At 60.2% G+C, this 16872-nt stretch carries 20 protein-coding genes; 5 read left to right on the plus strand and 15 right to left on the minus strand.

Going from position 1 to position 16872, the window contains the following annotated elements:
• Positions 1 to 247: ATP-binding protein (locus Q8K08_RS07820; protein WP_305249706.1), on the plus strand; the 247-nt coding region annotated here is incomplete at its 5' end.
• A 56-nt stretch (positions 248 to 303) separates the two neighbouring features.
• Here the strand turns inward: Q8K08_RS07820 and Q8K08_RS07825 are convergent.
• The 8 genes from Q8K08_RS07825 to Q8K08_RS21965 all read right to left on the minus strand — a co-directional run bounded on the left by Q8K08_RS07825 (position 304) and on the right by Q8K08_RS21965 (position 7731).
• A complete protein-coding gene (locus Q8K08_RS07825; protein WP_304798174.1) occupies positions 304 to 555 on the minus strand; it encodes a hypothetical protein in 252 nt (83 codons plus the stop codon).
• 29 nt (positions 556 to 584) lie between these two features.
• Positions 585 to 833, minus strand: coding sequence for an acyl carrier protein (locus Q8K08_RS07830; RefSeq protein ID WP_304798176.1), 249 nt, complete (start codon positions 831 to 833; stop codon positions 585 to 587).
• Positions 830 to 2119 (minus strand): dihydrolipoamide acetyltransferase family protein, encoded by a 1290-nt coding sequence (locus Q8K08_RS07835; protein WP_305249707.1) that lies wholly within the window; start codon positions 2117 to 2119, stop codon positions 830 to 832. Before Q8K08_RS07835 ends, Q8K08_RS07830 begins: the two co-directional genes overlap by 4 nt.
• The gene (gene pdhA / locus Q8K08_RS07840) at positions 2116 to 4107 is read right to left on the minus strand and encodes a pyruvate dehydrogenase (acetyl-transferring) E1 component subunit alpha (protein WP_305249708.1); all 1992 of its coding nucleotides are present in this window, start codon (positions 4105 to 4107) and stop codon (positions 2116 to 2118) included. The genes Q8K08_RS07835 and pdhA overlap by 4 nt, the downstream gene beginning before the upstream one ends.
• Positions 4104 to 5825, minus strand: a complete 1722-nt coding sequence (acsA, locus tag Q8K08_RS07845) for an acetate--CoA ligase (RefSeq protein ID WP_305249709.1) — start codon at positions 5823 to 5825, stop codon at positions 4104 to 4106. The genes pdhA and acsA overlap by 4 nt, the downstream gene beginning before the upstream one ends.
• Before the next feature lie 288 nt (positions 5826 to 6113).
• Entirely contained in the window at positions 6114 to 6542 is a 429-nt protein-coding gene (locus Q8K08_RS07850) for a hypothetical protein (RefSeq protein WP_304796440.1), read from the minus strand.
• 313 nt (positions 6543 to 6855) lie between these two features.
• Positions 6856 to 7554 (minus strand): M48 family metallopeptidase, encoded by a 699-nt coding sequence (locus Q8K08_RS07855; RefSeq protein ID WP_370870532.1) that lies wholly within the window; start codon positions 7552 to 7554, stop codon positions 6856 to 6858.
• A gap of 24 nt (positions 7555 to 7578) precedes the next feature.
• Positions 7579 to 7731: an integrase arm-type DNA-binding domain-containing protein gene (locus Q8K08_RS21965; RefSeq protein ID WP_370654086.1), complete on the minus strand. Its 153-nt coding sequence runs from the start codon at positions 7729 to 7731 to the stop codon at positions 7579 to 7581.
• Between the two features lie 71 nt (positions 7732 to 7802).
• Between Q8K08_RS21965 and Q8K08_RS07860 the strand changes: the two genes are divergently transcribed.
• Together Q8K08_RS07860 and Q8K08_RS07865 are read left to right on the plus strand one after the other, a co-directional pair.
• On the plus strand, positions 7803 to 8198 hold the full coding sequence (locus tag Q8K08_RS07860) for a DUF2177 family protein (protein WP_304796435.1): 396 nt from the start codon (positions 7803 to 7805) through the stop codon (positions 8196 to 8198).
• Between the two features lie 73 nt (positions 8199 to 8271).
• Positions 8272 to 8598 (plus strand): arsenate reductase family protein, encoded by a 327-nt coding sequence (locus Q8K08_RS07865; RefSeq protein WP_304796432.1) that lies wholly within the window; start codon positions 8272 to 8274, stop codon positions 8596 to 8598.
• 168 nt (positions 8599 to 8766) lie between these two features.
• On the opposite strand, the gene Q8K08_RS07870 is transcribed toward Q8K08_RS07865, so the two are convergent.
• From Q8K08_RS07870 to thrS, 6 genes are all read right to left on the minus strand, one after another.
• Positions 8767 to 8973 (minus strand): cold-shock protein, encoded by a 207-nt coding sequence (locus Q8K08_RS07870; protein ID WP_103332975.1) that lies wholly within the window; start codon positions 8971 to 8973, stop codon positions 8767 to 8769.
• Between the two features lie 179 nt (positions 8974 to 9152).
• On the minus strand, positions 9153 to 9719 hold the full coding sequence (locus tag Q8K08_RS07875; protein WP_304797062.1) for a DoxX family membrane protein: 567 nt from the start codon (positions 9717 to 9719) through the stop codon (positions 9153 to 9155).
• Positions 9716 to 10444 (minus strand): DUF2063 domain-containing protein, encoded by a 729-nt coding sequence (locus tag Q8K08_RS07880; protein ID WP_304797063.1) that lies wholly within the window; start codon positions 10442 to 10444, stop codon positions 9716 to 9718. The genes Q8K08_RS07875 and Q8K08_RS07880 overlap by 4 nt, the downstream gene beginning before the upstream one ends.
• Positions 10441 to 11289 carry a DUF692 domain-containing protein gene (locus Q8K08_RS07885; RefSeq protein ID WP_305249711.1) on the minus strand — a complete coding sequence of 283 codons (849 nt, stop codon included), beginning with the start codon at positions 11287 to 11289 and terminating at the stop codon, positions 10441 to 10443. The genes Q8K08_RS07880 and Q8K08_RS07885 overlap by 4 nt, the downstream gene beginning before the upstream one ends.
• Before the next feature lie 86 nt (positions 11290 to 11375).
• Positions 11376 to 11666, minus strand: a complete 291-nt coding sequence (locus Q8K08_RS07890) for a DUF2282 domain-containing protein (protein WP_304797067.1) — start codon at positions 11664 to 11666, stop codon at positions 11376 to 11378.
• Positions 11667 to 11862: 196 nt separating this feature from the next.
• Positions 11863 to 13809, minus strand: a complete 1947-nt coding sequence (gene thrS, locus Q8K08_RS07895; protein WP_305249712.1) for a threonine--tRNA ligase — start codon at positions 13807 to 13809, stop codon at positions 11863 to 11865.
• A 126-nt stretch (positions 13810 to 13935) separates the two neighbouring features.
• Here thrS and Q8K08_RS07900 point away from each other — a divergent pair, with 126 nt between their 5' ends.
• Positions 13936 to 14694: a carboxylesterase gene (locus Q8K08_RS07900; protein WP_305249713.1), complete on the plus strand. Its 759-nt coding sequence runs from the start codon at positions 13936 to 13938 to the stop codon at positions 14692 to 14694.
• A 109-nt stretch (positions 14695 to 14803) separates the two neighbouring features.
• Entirely contained in the window at positions 14804 to 15511 is a 708-nt protein-coding gene (locus Q8K08_RS07905; protein WP_304797072.1) for an alpha/beta fold hydrolase, read from the plus strand.
• Here Q8K08_RS07905 and phaZ read toward each other — a convergent pair.
• Complete coding sequence (gene phaZ, locus Q8K08_RS07910; protein ID WP_305249714.1) at positions 15503 to 16777, minus strand: polyhydroxyalkanoate depolymerase; 1275 nt, start codon at positions 16775 to 16777, stop codon at positions 15503 to 15505. The two genes, Q8K08_RS07905 and phaZ, sit on opposite strands and share 9 nt — an antisense overlap.
• Positions 16778 to 16872: the final 95 nt, after the last annotated feature.

The raw sequence follows: 16872 nt of genomic DNA on the forward strand, positions 1-16872 counted from the left end.
CGGTGCCTTGCTCTTCCACCTCCTGAGCAAGCTTTACGAGCGCACCAGCGTCATCATCACCACCAACCTGAGCTTCGCCGAGTGGGCCACGGTCTTTGGGGGCGCCAAAATGACCACCGCGCTGCTCGATCGCCTCACCCACCGCTGCCACATTCTGGAGACAGGCAATGACAGCTACCGCTTCAAGGCCAGCTTAGAAACAGCGAAAAAGAAACGGAAGGAAACACCAGCATTGACGCCAACATGACGCGCAGAACATAACAACTGGGTGGGTCAGATCTCGGTGACAATGCCGGGTCAATTCTACGTGGCAATCAACAGCGCATGGTAGCTGTCAGAGCGTGAAAGCTCCATCAATTCGACGCGCACGCCAGAAACCCGCACCGCCGAAAAACGTGCATCAAGTCCATCAAGCCCAGGTTTTTGGCGGATGCAGACCGGGCAGGCCAGGCTCCAGAACACATGCAGCACCATGCGGTCATCGGCAGGTACATCGGCCTGCGCCGGGCCAAGGGCTGCAACGAACAGCCCAAACGCCAGCCACACTATCGCCATCGCCCGCATCACGCACTGCCACATCCCCGTCAGCGCGCTAACGCCCGTCCAAGATAGCAAACGGCCTTTGCGGGGGTTGCCAGCTCGGGATAATCCGATTCCGGTATCGGCAGGCCAAAGCGTTTGTGCAGCGCGCTGACTAGGTTCAGGAAATCCATCGAATCAAGGCCCAGATCATCTTGCAGATGCTCGTCATCCTCCAGCGTGTCCGGGTCGATGTCCGGGGCGACCGATGTCAGGTCTTCGATGAAGGCGGCGCGGATCTCGTGGGGGTTCATAGTCGTTCTGGCTCCTGCAGCAATAAGTCGATTTCGGCAAGAAAAACGGCGCCGCGGCGGCCATCGCTGACGCGGTGATCAGCAGCGAGAGTTACCGTGACGCAGACCCGCGCGCCCACAGCGCCGGCCCGGACGATAGCGTCCACGCGGGGGCGGCCAAAGCCCACAAGTGCGACCTGTGGGGGATAGATGACGCCAAAAAGTGCGTCCACTCCGCTTTCGCCCAGGCTTGAAATGGTGATGGTGCCCCGCGTGACTTCGCTGTTTCGCAGCCGTCCGGTGCGGGTGCGGGCTACCAGGTCGCGAATGGCGTCCATGGTCGGGTCCAGCCCCTTGTCCTGCGCCTCCATGATCGCAGGCGCAATCAACCCACCGCCGCGCATGGCCACGGCAATGCCGCAATGGATGTCCTCACTGGGTGCGTAGTCCTCGCCTTCGAAGCGCCCATTGAGTTCAGGCACTTTCGCCAGCGCGCGCACCGTGGCGCGGATCAGAAGCGCGCCCATCAGCAGGCGCTTGTCTGGGCTGCGCTCGACGTTTGTTATTGTCAGCCAGTCCTGCGCCGTCTGCAAGTCGATCCGATGTGAAAGGTAGTAATGCGGGATTTCGCGCTTGGAACGGCTCATGGCGGCGGCGATGGCGCGTCGCATCTCGGCCATGTTCAGGCCGGGCTTGCCTTTCGCAGCGGGCTTTTCAGTGGGTTCTGGCGGCGCGGCCTGCGCAGCGAGGGCCGCCTTCACATGCGCCTCGACATCGGAAAGCAGGACCGCCCCGCCGGGGCCCGAGCCGGTGAGCGCGGCCAGTTCAAGCAGAGCTTCCGCTGCGCGCGCCTTGGCGGCGGGCGAAGCCAACGCACCCTGTCCCGGCGCGGGCTCGGCATGGTCGACCGTCCAACGCACCGGCGGCGCAGGCTTTTTTGGTGCCAGTTCTGCGGCGGGTTCTGCGGCGGGTCGTGGTGCGACGGGTTCTGGCGGGATAGATGCGGACGCAGGTTCCGGCGTCTTTATCGCCTTTGCGGGCGTTGGTTCAGGCACCTCCGCGTCCTCCTCGCCCAGCTTGCGGATGCGCGCCAGCGGCGCGCCCACGGGCAAGGTCTGGCCCGGCGCGGCGATCAGTTGCGCCACCTCGCCCGCCTCGAATATCTCGATCTCGATGGCCCCTTTCTGGGTTTCTACCACCGCCACGATATCGCCGCGCGCCAATCGGTCACCGGGCTTGACCAGCCATTCGGTCAGCTTGCCTTCCTCCATGTCGGCGCCTAGCGAGGGCATGGTGAACATGCTCATTGTCCCACCCCCGGCAATGCCTTCACCGCAGCGACGATATCGGCAACCTGCGGCAGCACGGCGGTTTCCAGATGTTTCGGATAAGGCACCGGAACCTCAGCCGCACATACCCTGCCCACGGGCGCGTCCAGATGCCAGAAGCAATGCTCCTGCACCCGCGCGGCGATCTCACCGGCAAGTGATCCGGTCCGCCAGCTTTCATCCACAACAACCGCGCGGCGAGTGCGGGCGACGGACTCCATGATCGTTTCATCATCAATGGGGCGCAGGCTGCGCAAGTCGATCACCTCGGCCTCGATCCCATGTTTCACTAGCTCCTCGGCGGCCTCGAGCGCCTTCCACATGGACAGCGACCAGGAGATCAGTGTCACATCGCGCCCCTTTCGCCGCACCACGGCGCGGTCTATATCCACTGCTCCCGCGTTTTTCGCGATCTGCCCGGCCATGTTGTAAAGCATCACATGCTCGAACATGATCACAGGGTCGGGGTCGGCAAGCGCCGTCCAGAGCATGCCGCGCGCATCCTCCAGCGTGGCAGGGGCCACGACGCGCAGGCCGGGGATATGGGCGTAATAATTCTCCAGAGAATGCGAATGCTGCGCCGCAAGCTGTCGCCCGGCACCCGTTGCCATGCGGATTACCAGCGGCACGCCGAACTGCCCGCCCGACATGTGGCGCAGACTGGCCGCCGTGTTCAGGATCTGATCAAGCGCCAGTAGCGAGAAATTGACGGTCATGATTTCGACGATGGGACGCATGCCTGCCAAGGCTGCACCGATCCCCGCGCCGGTAAAGCCGCCCTCGGCCAGTGGGGTGTCGCGGATGCGATCAGTGCCGAACTCGGCCAGAAGCCCGGTCGATACCGCATAACAGCCGCCATAGGCACCGATGTCCTCGCCCATCATGAACACCCGTTCATCCCGCAGCATGGCATCGGTGATGGCCGCTCGGCAGCAGTCGCGATAGGTGCTGTCCACCATCCTGCCGGGGTTCAACGGTTGTGGGGGCGCGGGGCGGGTTTCGGCAACCGTGTGGCGCGCCAGGTCTTCAACCGGTTCCCACGGCGCCTGCTCACAAGCAGCGACGGCGTTGCGCAACTGCGCCTCGACCTCGGCCTCAATGGCGTCGATCTCGTCCTGCCGCACCAGTCCATTGTCCACAAGCCAGGACTGATAGCGGGTTATCGGGCTTTTCCTGCGCCAGTCGGCCACCTCGGCCTTGTCGCGATATTTTTCGGCGTCGAACATGGAATGCGGGCGGGTGCGATAGGTGCGGCAGTGCAGGAATTGTGGCCCCTCGCCCGCCCGGATCGCTTCCACCAGCCGACGCGCGGCGGCTTCGACTGACACCACATCGTTGCCGTCCACTGATTCCGCAGGCATGCCGTAGCTGGCGGCGCGCGCGGTGAAATCGGTATTGGCCTGCACGCGCTCCACCGCCGTGCCCATGGCATAGAGGTTGTTTTCCAGCACGAAGAGTACCGGCAGCTTCCACAGCGCGGCCAGGTTCATAGATTCGTGAAACGCTCCTTCGGCCAGCGCCCCGTCGCCGAAAAAGCAGACGGTGACCCGATCTTTGCCCTGCATTGCATCGCCAAGGCCCAATCCCACTGCCAGCGGCAACCCGCCGCCGACGATGGCGTTACCGCCATAGAGGTTAGTTTCCTGGTCAAAGAGGTGCATGGACCCGCCACGCCCACCTGCGCAGCCCGTGGCCTTGCCGTACATCTCGGCCAGCGCCGATTCCATGCTCATGCCGCGCGCCAGCGCGTGGCCATGCTCGCGATAGGTGGACACCACGCGGTCCCGCTCCTCCAGCGCCGCCGAGACACCCACGGCAATCGCCTCTTCGCCATCATAGAGATGCAGAAAGCCGCGGATATGTTCCTGCGTGTAAAGTTCGTAGCATTTTTCCTCGAACCGCCGGATACGGATCATGCCACTCAGCAGGTCCAGCGCATGGGCGTGGTTCAGCTTCACCTTGGTCATGTCGAATCCCCTTCCAACGTGGATAGATCACCCTCGGGCAGGCCCAGTTCTCGCGCGCGCAGTAGGCGGCGCATGATCTTGCCCGATCGTGTGCGCGGCAGGGAATTGCGAAACACGATCTCGCGCGGGGCGACCGCAGGGCCGAGGCGCTTGCGGGCATGGCCGCGCAATTCGCGCTCCAGCGCCTCGCTCGCCTCGAAACCCGACTTCAGCGTCACAAAAGCCTTGACTACCTCGCCCGCGGTTTCGTCGGGCAAGCCGATCACAGCGGCCTCAGCCACGGCCGCGTGTTCGATCAGCGCGCTTTCCACCTCGAACGGGCCGATCAGATGTCCGGCGGATTTGATCAGGTCATCGGCCCGGCCCACGAACCAGAAATATCCATCCGCGTCGCGCATCGCCAGATCTCCGGTCAGGTACCAGCCATCCTTGAAGCATTTCGCGTAGCGCTCTGGCTGGCCCAGATAGGCGCGCATCATCGACGGCCAGCCTGGGCGCAGCGCCAGTTCGCCAATCTTTCTGTCGGGCAGTTCGGTGACGGTGTCGCCGTCAACACTGACGATCCCGGCCTCGATCCCCGGCAGGGGCTTGCCCATGGCGCCGGGCTTGATGTCCATGTCGGCGGTATTGGCGATCATGATCCCACCAGTTTCGGACTGCCACCAGTTGTCATGGAACGGCAGGCCAAAGACCTGCTGCCCCCAGAGCACGCATTCGGCATTCAACGGCTCGCCTACCGAGGCGAGGAACCTGAGCGCCGAGAAATCGCGCCCCTTCGCCGCTTCGGCGCCTGCACGCATCATCATGCGGATCGCCGTTGGCGCAGTGTACCAGACCTGCACGCCCTCTCGTTCCAAAATTTCATACCAGCGCTGAAGGTCGAACTCGGCCTCGTCCACCACCATCGTCACCCGGTTGCACAGCGGCGAGATGATACCGTAGCTCATGCCCGTGACCCAACCGGGATCGGCAGTACACCAGTAGATATCGCCAGGGCGCAGATCGAGCGCCAGCCGCCCGGTTTCCGCATGGGCCACCACCGCCTGATGAACATGCACAACGCCCTTCGGCAGGCCCGTCGTGCCCGAAGTGAAATGCAGCAGCGCAATGTCCTCGGGGCCGGTGGGTTCGGCATCGAAGCGCTCGGGCGCTGCCGCCATGGCGGGGCCAAGCGCAACGCAGCCATCGGGCGCGTCGTCGCCGATGATCAGCACCAGCTTCAGGCCCGGCATTTCGGCGCGCCAAGGCGCCACCTTGCGCATGTAGTGCTGCGCAGTTGTCACCAGCGCCGAAGCCTCGCCGATCTCCATTCGCGCTCGTACCGGCTCGGGACCAAAGGCTGCAAACAGCGGGCTGACCACGACCCCGGCCTTCAGCGCGCCTAGTGTGGCGGCGTAAAGCGCCGACACTCGGCCTGATAGCAAGAACAGACTTTCCCCACGCTCGACACCATGAGCGCGAAGGACGTGAGCAAAACGCGCCGCATCGACCGCCAGATCGGCATAGGTCAGGATTTCCCGCTGCCCATTCCGGCCAAGCCAGATCAGTGCTGGTTGCGTCCCGTGCCCTGCAACCACATGCCGGTCCAGCGCCTCATGCGCAATATTCAGCCCGCCCCCCGGCAACCCCTGCAGACGCGCTCGAGCGGCCTCCCAGCCTGTCGGAAGGTTTGCCCGGTTTCCCTCAGGGGTATTCTTTGCAATGATTGTCTTTGCCATCGTTCCTCCCCAGGTGAACAAGAGCGGCATAGTGTTGTTCAGTGCGCCGTCGACCCAGCCAGGTCGCCCGATTGAAAAACAAGCTTGATGCAGTAACCTTGGCCCGTCTTTGATACAGGTCAGTTTGTGCCCCATGTACAGATTAGAGGCCGTGGACATTCATCTTGATACAATCAAGGCAGCGGCAAGGTTCCAACTGGCTATGTAGATGCAATCCGTTTTATCGTAGAGCGTTGCTATGCCACTGATTTCATTTGTTTTTGCGAAGTGGTTATCGACCAGTTGCCGCTACTTGTAAGCGTCGGCGTCATAGTCGCGCTGATACTTGCGGTTCGCTTTCGGTGGGATCACGGCGCTTGCGCCACGCGCGTCCAGTTCTTCCACGAGCCAATTCTCATCACCTAGCAAAGAATAAAACGTTTTCGAAATATCCGAGCGTCGGCACGTGTCGCAACAATGCGGCATCAGCTCGTCTTTCTTCATGGCGTCACATAACAAGGGCCAGAAGACCGCGCCTATTTGTAAAGTCTGTATCCTGCGCAAGGGTATCATCGCGCAAGGAGGCCATGGCCAGCGTCTGCTGTTGCGGGAGTCGGTAAATGTCAATGCCACGGCAGCGACAGGCCGCTTGCCTCCCTCCACGTTGATGATGCCGAAACCGCGAATGGTTTTTGCGCGGGTGCAAAGAACGGCAGAAAGGTCCGCATAGCTGGTCATAGCGGAAACTCCATCAGCGGGAAAAGACGCCGCATCCAATGGTTGCGAAATCCTCAGAAAACCCCGCATCGAAGCTGCTATGTGATCGATGGGGTGGAGGTCCCCCGGCGGCATCGATGTGCTATGGTTGCGGGTGTTGAGCTACCGCTACGGAAGGGAACGTCCATGGATGAGGTTAGCACCATCTTGTTGGCCAATAGGCCTCCAGTCTTTGAAAATCGTTGCCCCAGAGTGCATTCTACTTCGGCAAGACCGTATTGCGTGGGAGCTGCAATCTCGAGATAGCGGTTCACGTCAAGGTGAGAGGTGAGGATCATTCCGAAATCAAGACCTCCACCAAAGCATCAAGATGATACTTTGCCTTCCGCCAATCGCCCGCGTGGGCATCGATCAGTTTCCAGAACTCGGGGCTGTGGTCGTGGTGCCTGAGGTGGGCCATTTCATGGATCAACACATAGTCGATGCAGTTCCGTGGCGCTTTGATGAGGTGCGGGTTCAGAATGATCTCTCCTGCCGGTGAACCGCTTCCCCATCGGCTGGACATCTCCAACAGCCGGAACGGTGGTGGGCTCTTTGACCATGGCAGCGTCTGGGTCAGAGTATTCATCCGGCGGGCGAGGTAGTCACGGCCTTTGACACGATACCATGCACGGATGCGGCCCTTGATGTCGTCCGGGTTACCACTGGTTGATTGAACCTCCAAGCGATTGCCCTTGAGACGCACGACAACCACCGCCTTATCCACGGGAACCACCTTCAGCACATACCGCCGTCCAAGATAGAGAACTTGCTCTCCAGAGACGTATTCCTTGGGGCGGACATGGGCATAGCGATCCCGCGCTTCCACCACGTGGTTGACCACCCACCGCGCCCGTTTCTGGACGGCCAGTTTGATGCTGCTTTCAGAAAAGCCAATGGCCGCATCAACAGCCATCGACCCATCGGGGTTCACATGGATGGCGACGCGGGCGCGGCTGTGGTCATCAACCGCAATGTCTTTCAAGAGGTGCAAGTTCAGAAGTGCTGCTCGACGTTCTTATTCACGCTGCTTGATTGGGTCGATTTCTTGGGCCGCAACAGTTCTCCACCTAGCAGCCGCTGCACGTGCGTCTTTTAGGCCAATGTCTTGTGTCGAGCCGAGGCCCATCTCTCGCCATCGCCCGTGGACGGTCAGCCGAAGATATGTCAAGAGACAATCCGACGACAGAATGCGTGACCTTTACGATCTGCGCTCTATCATCCCTCAAAAGGGAGCCATCAATGCAACTTGTTACCCTCTATGTCTCGACCGCGCTGGTGTTTTTGATTGTTGATGCGGTCATGCTCAGCCTTGTGATGAAGCCGCTGTTCACCCGCCATATCGGCGCGCTGATGGCAGAGCCAATCCGCTATGCGCCTGCCGGGCTGTTCTATGCGGCCTATGTCGCGGGGCTCTTGTATCTGGTGAGCCTGCCCGCCCTGCGTGATGGCGCACCACTTTTGCTGCCAGCTGCGATTGTTGGCGCCATGGCCTACGGGACATATGAGTTCACCAGCTATGCGATCCTGCGGGACTGGCACTGGTCTATGGTGGTGACAGATACGCTTTGGGGGGCCACACTGACCGCCTTTTCGGCATGGGCCGGTGTTGCGATCACCCGCGCGCTTTTGGGATAACGGTGGAGGGGGACTGTCATCCTCGACGCGAACGCGTTAGCTTGCGCGAAATCCGCAAAATAGCGAGGCTGCAATGATCCTGTATGGCATATCTACCTGTGACACTTGCAAAAAGGCCATCAAGGCGCTTGAGGCTGCTGGCCATCCGGTCACCTTTCGCGACGTGCGCAAAGACCCGCTGAGCGAGGCCGAGATTGAAACGATTGTCGGTGAGTTTGGCGACCGGATCATCAACAAAACCTCCACCACCTATCGTGGCTTCAGTGACTTTCTGAAAGCTTCGGATTCTGATGCGCAAATTCGCAGTCAGCCTGCGGTGATGAAACGCCCGGTGATCGAGGCAAATGGCAAATGGTATCTGGGGTGGGATCAAGCCACCGTGGATACGCTGATCGGCTAGTGCATTCCGCGCTTGACTGAATTCACGTTGCACCATGATCGCGTTTGCAACGGCGAACGCTGTCTCAGGGTGCAGGGAGAATGTCTTGATCCAATCAAACGCGACAGGCTTAAGATCACCAAATGAAAACGGCCCGCGAGGCGGGCCGTTCAGTTTATCATATCGCTGTCAGAGTAGGCGCAGATCGCTGGCCGACTCACGGCCATCACGGCCGGACTGCAGTTCATAGGCAATTTTCTGGTTGTCGTTCAGACCTTGCAGCCCGGCGCGCTCAACCGCAGAAATATGCACAAAGATGTCTTTCCCGCCGTCATCAGGTGCGATGAAACCAAAGCCCTTGGTCGCATTGAACCACTTTACTGTGCCGGTTGGCATGCCGTCTCTCCTCTCAACTCACCTCGCAGCGGAATTGCCGCAAGCCGTTCCGCCAGTTTCTACGGCCTTCGGTCTGCGAGGCGGTCAGAAAGTCTGTCATCACTTGAACCAAGGATGACTCAGATTCCTTTAAAATCAAGCAGAATCCGGCCAAGATGGCGCTGCGATACAACAATCCATCAGGTTTTTTGGCCCCTCGGCTGTTTTCTGCGCACAGACTGAAGCCATCGGTCCGCCGAAAGCCCGCCCGCCCCCAACATCACGATCACTAGCAAAAGCATGGTCCAAAGCGCCCGCTGATCGACAATGAGTGCATCGGGCACGCGGTCAAACCAGCCCCCCAGCGCCGCTCCCGTCACGCCATGGCCGACAACATCGGTCAGACTTTGCACCACGACAAAGCCGATCATTCCCAAAGCTGCCAGACGTGCCAGTAGCCCGGCAACAATCATCAACGGCAGCACGAATTCAGCCCATGTGCCTGCCAAAACCACCAGACGTGGCCACAGACCTAATTGGCTGGCGTCATATCCGGCGGCCTCCAGCGCGCGCGGAAAGATCTGGGCATAGGCCCCAACCGATGGCGTCAGCAATCCCGGCCCCAGCTTGGTCAGGGCCGAACTCCAGAAATAGCCAAACAAAACGCCAGCAAACACCAGCCGCGCCAGCAGCGGCAGGATCTCAGGGGCAAGCCTGTCCAGACCTTGCGTCAGACGGTCGCTCAAAGTCACCAAGACCTGTATCATGCCAAAATCTCCACAATCCCACGTTCTTGCAGAAGCAACGTCAGAAGTGCTCCGGCATCCACACCGGGGGCCAGCCCCAGCGCATTTTCAAGACTGAGCCCATCGCCCAGCCCAGCGATCACGTTCAGCGCCCCTGTAGGCAAGCAATGCGGCCGCGGATCAAATGCCGGGCGCAGCACTGCCACATCCTCGGCCTGCATAACGGGCGCGGGGCCACCTTCGGTCTGCGCGCGCCAGATCGTGCAGACCGGCCAGTCCGAACGCAGCAGGCGCAGTGACGGCGCCAGCCGCATCCGGCTGGTCAAAATCTGCGAAGCAGACAGTGCCGCAAGATCATCAGAACCCACAGGCAAAGCATCGGCTGCGTGATAACTTTCACGCAACACAACTTCCAGACGCGCCACATCGGGCAGATAGCCCAGATGGGCGACGGGTGGAAACCGCTCCAGAAAGCCCGGAAACTCAGCGCCATAGGTCACCAGAAGTGGCCCTTTTGGCGGATGAGCGCGCAGATGCACCAGCGCCATGGCGGCAAAGAACGCTTCACCTACCAGCCGCCGGACGACGGGAAACCCGTCTTCCAGGGCGCGAACCAACGAGATCGCCACATTGTTGCGATACACGTCAAAGCGGCGCGGAGCCACGCGGCCCAGCGGATCCACCAGCCCCGGCGGCGGTGCTGCCTCGGGCGTAAGCAGCGCATCGAAAAATTGCGCTTGTGTCATTTGGCAACCTGCAACACCGATGCTGCCCGCACTGCTTCCTCTCTCAGCACGGGCCAGTCAGGCACATCATTGTCCCATTCAATCAATGTTGGTTTAGGTCCGCTCTGTGACACGCAGGCCGCATACAGCGCCCAGACCGGATCTGCCACTTCAGAACCATGGGCGTCAATCAACAGAGGCATACCGTGATCGGCTTCATCCTCAGCATGGCCACCCAGATGGATCTCGCCTACCAGATCATGCGGAAAACGGCGAATATAGTCTGCCGGATCAAAGCTTTGGTTGACCCCGCTTACGAACACATTGTTCACATCCAAGAGCAGCCCGCAGCCGGTACGCTTTGCTATCTCGGTCAGAAAAGCCACCTCGTCCATTTCTGTCTCGGCAAAGGCCAAGTAGGTTGACGGGTTTTCCAGCAACATCCGCCGCCCAAGCACGTTTTGCACCCGGTCGATGTGATCGCACACCCGCCTGATGGTCGCCGTTGTATAGGGCAGGGGCAGCAGATCGTTCAGGAAAACCCCATCATGCGTTGACCAAGCCAGATGCTCGGAAAAGCTGGCTGGGTGTAGCCAGCCGCACAAAGCTTTCAGCCGCGCCAGGTGTTCTGCATCCAGCGGCCCTTCGCCGCCAATCGACAGCCCCACCCCATGCACAGATAGTGCAAACCGCTCTGCCAGCGCGCGCAATTGCGCCAAAGGCCGCCCCCCAGCGCCCATGTAATTCTCGGCATGAATCTCCAGCCAGCCGACTGGCCCCGCCTCCGCCATGATCGCGGCAAAATGTTGTGGCTTGTAGCCAACCCCGGGCGCAGGTGGCAGAACCGAATGACCTGAGTCGAGCATCGCGCTCCCCTTCATTTTCTGTTTGAAAATATCCCGCGGGGGACTGGGGGGCGCGAAGCCCCCCAGTCCGACAGTACCGAAAGGCTTCACGCCGGCAGGTCGCGCTCCAACGCTTCCAGCGCGCCCATACGGCCTTCGGGCAATTCCATCGTGGCGCATGTGCCCGCAGGAACCAGCGTCCAGGCGTTGCCCTGATAGTCCACCTTCGAGCTGCCAGCGCAGGTCGTGCCGGGACCAGCGGCGCAATCATTCTTGCCCGCCAAAGACACGCCAAAGCATTTCTCCATCTCCTGCGCGTGGGCAGGACCGGACATTTGGGCGGCAAGGGCCGCGGCAAGTGCTCCGGCAACAGCAAGGGTTTTGGTGTGATAAGACATGGGTCGCTCCCTGAATTGGACCAGCGCATCGCAGGTTTACGATGCACTGAGCGATACGGGGGCAGGGGCCTTTGCGTTACGCAAGGGCGGTGTAAAAGACTTCTTTGTGAAGATGTAACGAAACCTGAAACTGGATCACCAATGCAAAAGGCGCCGGAACCATCCGACGCCTCTTCAATCTATTCAATCAGTTACCTTATCGCATATCTGGTGGCAGCGCCTCGGCAGTCAGTTCGGCAAGAATCGCATCAAGGCTGGTCGTATGCGTTTGTGTTTCACCCAAACGCCTTACTGAAACAGTCCGCTCATCCACTTCCTTCATGCCGATCGCCAGAATGACCGGCACTTTGCCCACCGAATGCTCGCGCACTTTGTAATTGATCTTCTCATTGCGCATGTCAGCTTCTGCCCGCACCCCCGCCAGCGTCAGCGCGGTGACGACCTCGGCCACATAGGGATCAGCATCGGACACGATCGACGCCACCACCACCTGACGCGGCGCCAGCCAGAACGGCAGCTTGCCGGCGAAGTTCTCGATCAGAATGCCGATGAACCGTTCGAAGGAGCCTAGCACCGCGCGGTGCAGCATGATCGGCCGGTGCTTCGCCCCGTCTTCCCCGATATAGGCCGCATCAAGCCGCTCTGGCAGGTTCGGGTCCAATTGCAAGGTGCCACACTGCCAGTCGCGGCCGATGGCGTCGGTCAGCACGAATTCCAGCTTGGGCGCATAAAACGCGCCTTCACCCGGATACACCTCATACGCATGGCCCGCAGCGGTGCAGGCGTTTGCCAGTGCTGTCTCCATTTTGTCCCAGATCTCATCCGAGCCGACCCGCTTTTCGGGCCGCGTCGACAGCTTGACGCGCCATTTGTCGAACCCAAGATCGGAATAGACCCGCGCCAGCAGTTCAATGAATTTTTTCGACTCGGCTTCCACCTGCTCCAGCGTGCAGAAGATATGCGCGTCGTCTTGCGTAAATCCGCGCACCCGCATGATGCCGTGCAAAGCGCCCGATGGCTCATACCGGTTGCACGACCCAAATTCCGCCATCCGTAGCGGCAGATCCCGATAGCTTTTCAGCCCCACGTTGAAAATCTGCACGTGGCAGGGGCAGTTCATCGGCTTGAGCGCATTCACCGTTTTTTCGCGTGCGTGCTCTTCGTCTACCTCCACGATGAACATGTTTTCCTGATAGTTTTCCCAATGCCCGGACGCTTCCCACAGCTTGCGGTTCACCACCTGCGGTGTGTTGACCTCGACATAGCCGTCGCGGCGTTGCTGGCGGCGCATGTAATCTTGCAAGGATACATAGATGTTCCAGCCATTCGGATGCCAGAAAATCTGGCCCGGCGCTTCCTCTTGCATATGGAACAGACCCATCTCGCGGCCCAGCTTGCGGTGGTCGCGTTTTGCGGCTTCCTCCAGCATGGTCATATGGGCTTTCAGGTCGTCGCGGTTCTTGAAGGCCACGCCATAAATGCGTTGCAACATCGGGCGTGTGTTGTCGCCAAGCCAATAGGCGCCTGCCACATGGGTCAGCTTGAAGCCATCAGCGGGCACTTGACCTGTGTGTTGCAGATGCGGACCGCGGCACAGATCCTGCCAGTTGCCGTGCCAATACATGCGGATGTCTTCACCCGCCGGAATCCGGTCCAATAGTTCGATTTTGAAAGGCTCACCGCGATCTTCATAGTATTTCCGCGTGCGTTCCCTATCCCATAGTTCTGTTTTGACAAGTTCGCGTGCGTTGATGATCCGTTTCATCTTCGCTTCGATCTGGCCAAGATCGTCTGGCGTGAACGGCTCTGCCCGATCAAAATCGTAAAACCAGCCGTAGTCGCGCACCGGGCCGATGGTGACCTTCACATCAGGCCAGATCTCCTGCACCGCGCGCGCCATGATGTGCGCGCAGTCATGCCGGATCAGTTCCAGCGCCGGAGCCTCATCCTTCAGAGTGTTGATCGACAGCGCCGCATCCGCCGGGATCGGCCAGGCCAGATCCCAATGCGCGCCGTTTACCTGTGCCGAAATCGCGGCCTTGGCCAAAGATGGCGCGATTGACGCCGCCACCTCGGCAGGCGTCACGCCCGCCTCATAGCTGCGCACATTGCCATCGGGAAAGGTGAGTGAGATTTGTGCCATATTGGCCTCCTCGTCGTTTTGGCGCCTACGAAACGCCCGGTTGCGGGTTATATCGGGCGCGTTTTTGCGCCCGGTGCTTGGCAAAGTCAACACGAGGCGCATAGAAGGGCGAGGACGGAGGACGCCATGACACAGCCGCACTTTCTGACCACCCCGCAATCGCGCCGGATCGCCTATCATCAGACTGAGGGGCAGGGGCCCGGCATCGTTTTTCTGGGTGGCTTTCGGTCTGATATGACGGGAACCAAGGCGCTGTTTCTGCAAGACTGGGCCGCACAGCAGGGCCGGGCATTTCTGCGCTTTGACTATTCCGGTCATGGACAGTCTTCGGGCGATTTTCTGGATGGTGCCATTGGCGACTGGTTCGAGGATGCGCTTGCCGCGATCACCCAACTGACCGCCGGGCCGCAAATCCTTGTGGGGTCGTCCATGGGCGGTTGGGTCTCGCTTTTGGTGGCCAAGGAGATCCCGCAGCGCGTTGCTGGTCTGGTCGGCATCGCCGCCGCGCCGGACTTCACGGAAGACAGCATGTGGGAAGGGTTTAGCGATGCGCAACGTGATGATCTGATCCAGAAGGGTCAGGTGGAATTGCCGTCGGATTATTCTGACGATCCATACATCATCACGCGTCGTCTGATTGATGAAGGTCGCGGCCGGCTGGTGCTGCGTGCGCCGTTGGATTTGCCTTTTCCGGTCAGGTTGTTGCAGGGCACACTTGATACCGACGTGCCGCCACGCGTTGCTTTGCGTCTGCTTGATCACGCCGACAGCCCAGATATTCGTCTTACCCTTATCAAAGGGGCGGATCACCGTTTTTCCAGCCCGGAGTGCCTTGCAACGATTGCACAGGCTGTTGTTGAACTGCTAGGTCAGCGTGCAGGATGAGGGATTGGAATTGTAATTTTCCAATTTTTCTTGCGGTAATCTTGGTCATTTCTTCGTCTTGGCTACATATTTCGAACTAACGTGGGCTCTCCCATCGAAAGGCGTCATGATGCCCGAACCGATCCTGTTTATTCCCGGTCTGATGCAGGACGCGCGGGCATTCTTGCCGCAGATCGTGGCTTTGGGCACCCGGCATGCCGCACAGATTTATCTGCCGGTGCAGGACACGGTTGAAAAGATGAGTGAAGATGCCCTGCGCCAAGCTCCATCGCGTTTTGCGCTGGTCGGGCACGGGTTGGGCGGGCATGTGGCGCTTGATATGCTGCGCCGTGCGCCGGAACGGGTCGCGCGGCTGGTGGTGTTGGCCACCGATCCGCTGGCCGAGACACCTCAGATGGCGGCCCTGAGAGAGGCGCGGATGGTGGCGGCGCAAGCTGGGCGACTGAAGGTCGCAATTGCAGAAGATGTGCCCGTCGACTGTTTGGCCGATACAGCAGATCGCCCTGCGGTTCTGGCGTTGATGCAGGATATGGCTTTGGGTCTGGGCGAAGGGGTCTATTTGCGCCAATGCCGCGCCTTGCAACGCCGCCCCGATCAGCAACGCACTTTGGCGCGCGCAACTGTGCCGACGTTGTTTCTGGCGGGGGTTGCCGACACTCTGTTGCCGCTGCGTCGGCAAGAGTTTTCCCGTGATCTGATGCCTACTGCGGCACTGAAGCGGATTGATGCCGCGGGCCATCTTCCGATGCTAGAGGCCCCCGATGCCGTGACCACGGCGATCGAGGGCTTTCTGTCCGGCCCGATGATCCTACGCTGAGGCCAGCGTCACGACATTTTGGGCCGGCTTTGGCGTGTCCGAATTGGCGTCGATGAATGACAAGACCAGCGGCCGGATGTTCATCCGCCACGACTTGCCCGCAAAGATCCCGTAATGCCCCGCGCCCGGCTCCAAATGCGCGGCTTTTTTGGAATCAGGCAGGTTTGTCAACAGATCCAGTGCGGCAAGGCACTGACCAGGCGCGGAAATATCGTCATTCGCACCTTCGACTATTTTCACAGCAACATCAGTGATCGCGCCAAAATCCACCCGACGCCCGGCGACCACGAATTCATTCTTCGCAATCTCGCGGTTTTTGAAGATACGCTCCACCGTCGACAGATAGAATTCTGCCGTCATATCCATTACGGCCAGATACTCATCGTAGAACCGGTTGTGCGCGTCGTGATCCGACGCCTCGCCCCGTGCCACGCGCATGATCTGTTCGCTGAACGCCTTTGAGTGACGGTCGCCGTTCATCGAGATAAAGCTTTGCAGCTGCAACAGCCCTGGATAAACCAGTCGCCCCGCACCCTTGAACTTGAAGCCCACGCGCTGGATCGCCAATTGCTCCAGCTGCCCCATCGTCACCCGGCGGCCAAAATCGGTCACTTCGGTTGCTGCGGCGTCCGGATCCACTGGCCCACCGATCAGCGTGAGGCTGCGCGGCTGTGCGCTTGGGTCTTCGGCGGCCAGATAGGCCGTTGCGGCCAAGGTCAGCGGCACCGGCTGACACACCGCGATAACGTGAATATCCGACCCGAGCTCGCGCATGAAGTCAGCCAGATACAGCGTGTAATCCTCAATATCGAACTTGCCCGCGCTGACGGGAATATCGCGCGCATTGTGCCAGTCGGTGATGAACACATCACAATCTGGCAGCAGCGACAGCACGGTCGAGCGCAGCAGTGTCGCGTAGTGCCCCGACATCGGGGCCACCAGCAGCACCCGGCGCTTCATCGGTTCGCGACGGCGCACAAAGAACTGGATCAGGCTACCAAAGGGACGCTCCACCACCGGTTTAACATCCACCAGATGATCGGTGCCATCTGGCCCCACGATCGATCGGATGCCCCAGTCGGGCTTGACCACCATCCGGTCAAAGGTTCGCTCTGTCACCTCACCCCAGGCTGCCATCAACGGGAGCAGTGGGTTCATTGACAGCGCAAACACCGGATAAGATGCCATCGCCCGCGCGGTCGCGCCCATCCAGGCATTGGTGTTCCGCGCGGTTTCCATCATGTCGTATGTGGTCATGTATTTCATCTGCGTCTCCATCCCCGTCCGGGGTATTGGCAAATTCGTCGCTTTCCCCCCCAGTCGGGCGACGTTATGCTGCAATTGGGCAGGTTAGGGGGGAA

Origin of the sequence: Pseudotabrizicola sp., assembly GCF_030684215.1 — a bacterium.
Classification (GTDB): Bacteria; Pseudomonadota; Alphaproteobacteria; order Rhodobacterales; family Rhodobacteraceae; genus Pseudotabrizicola.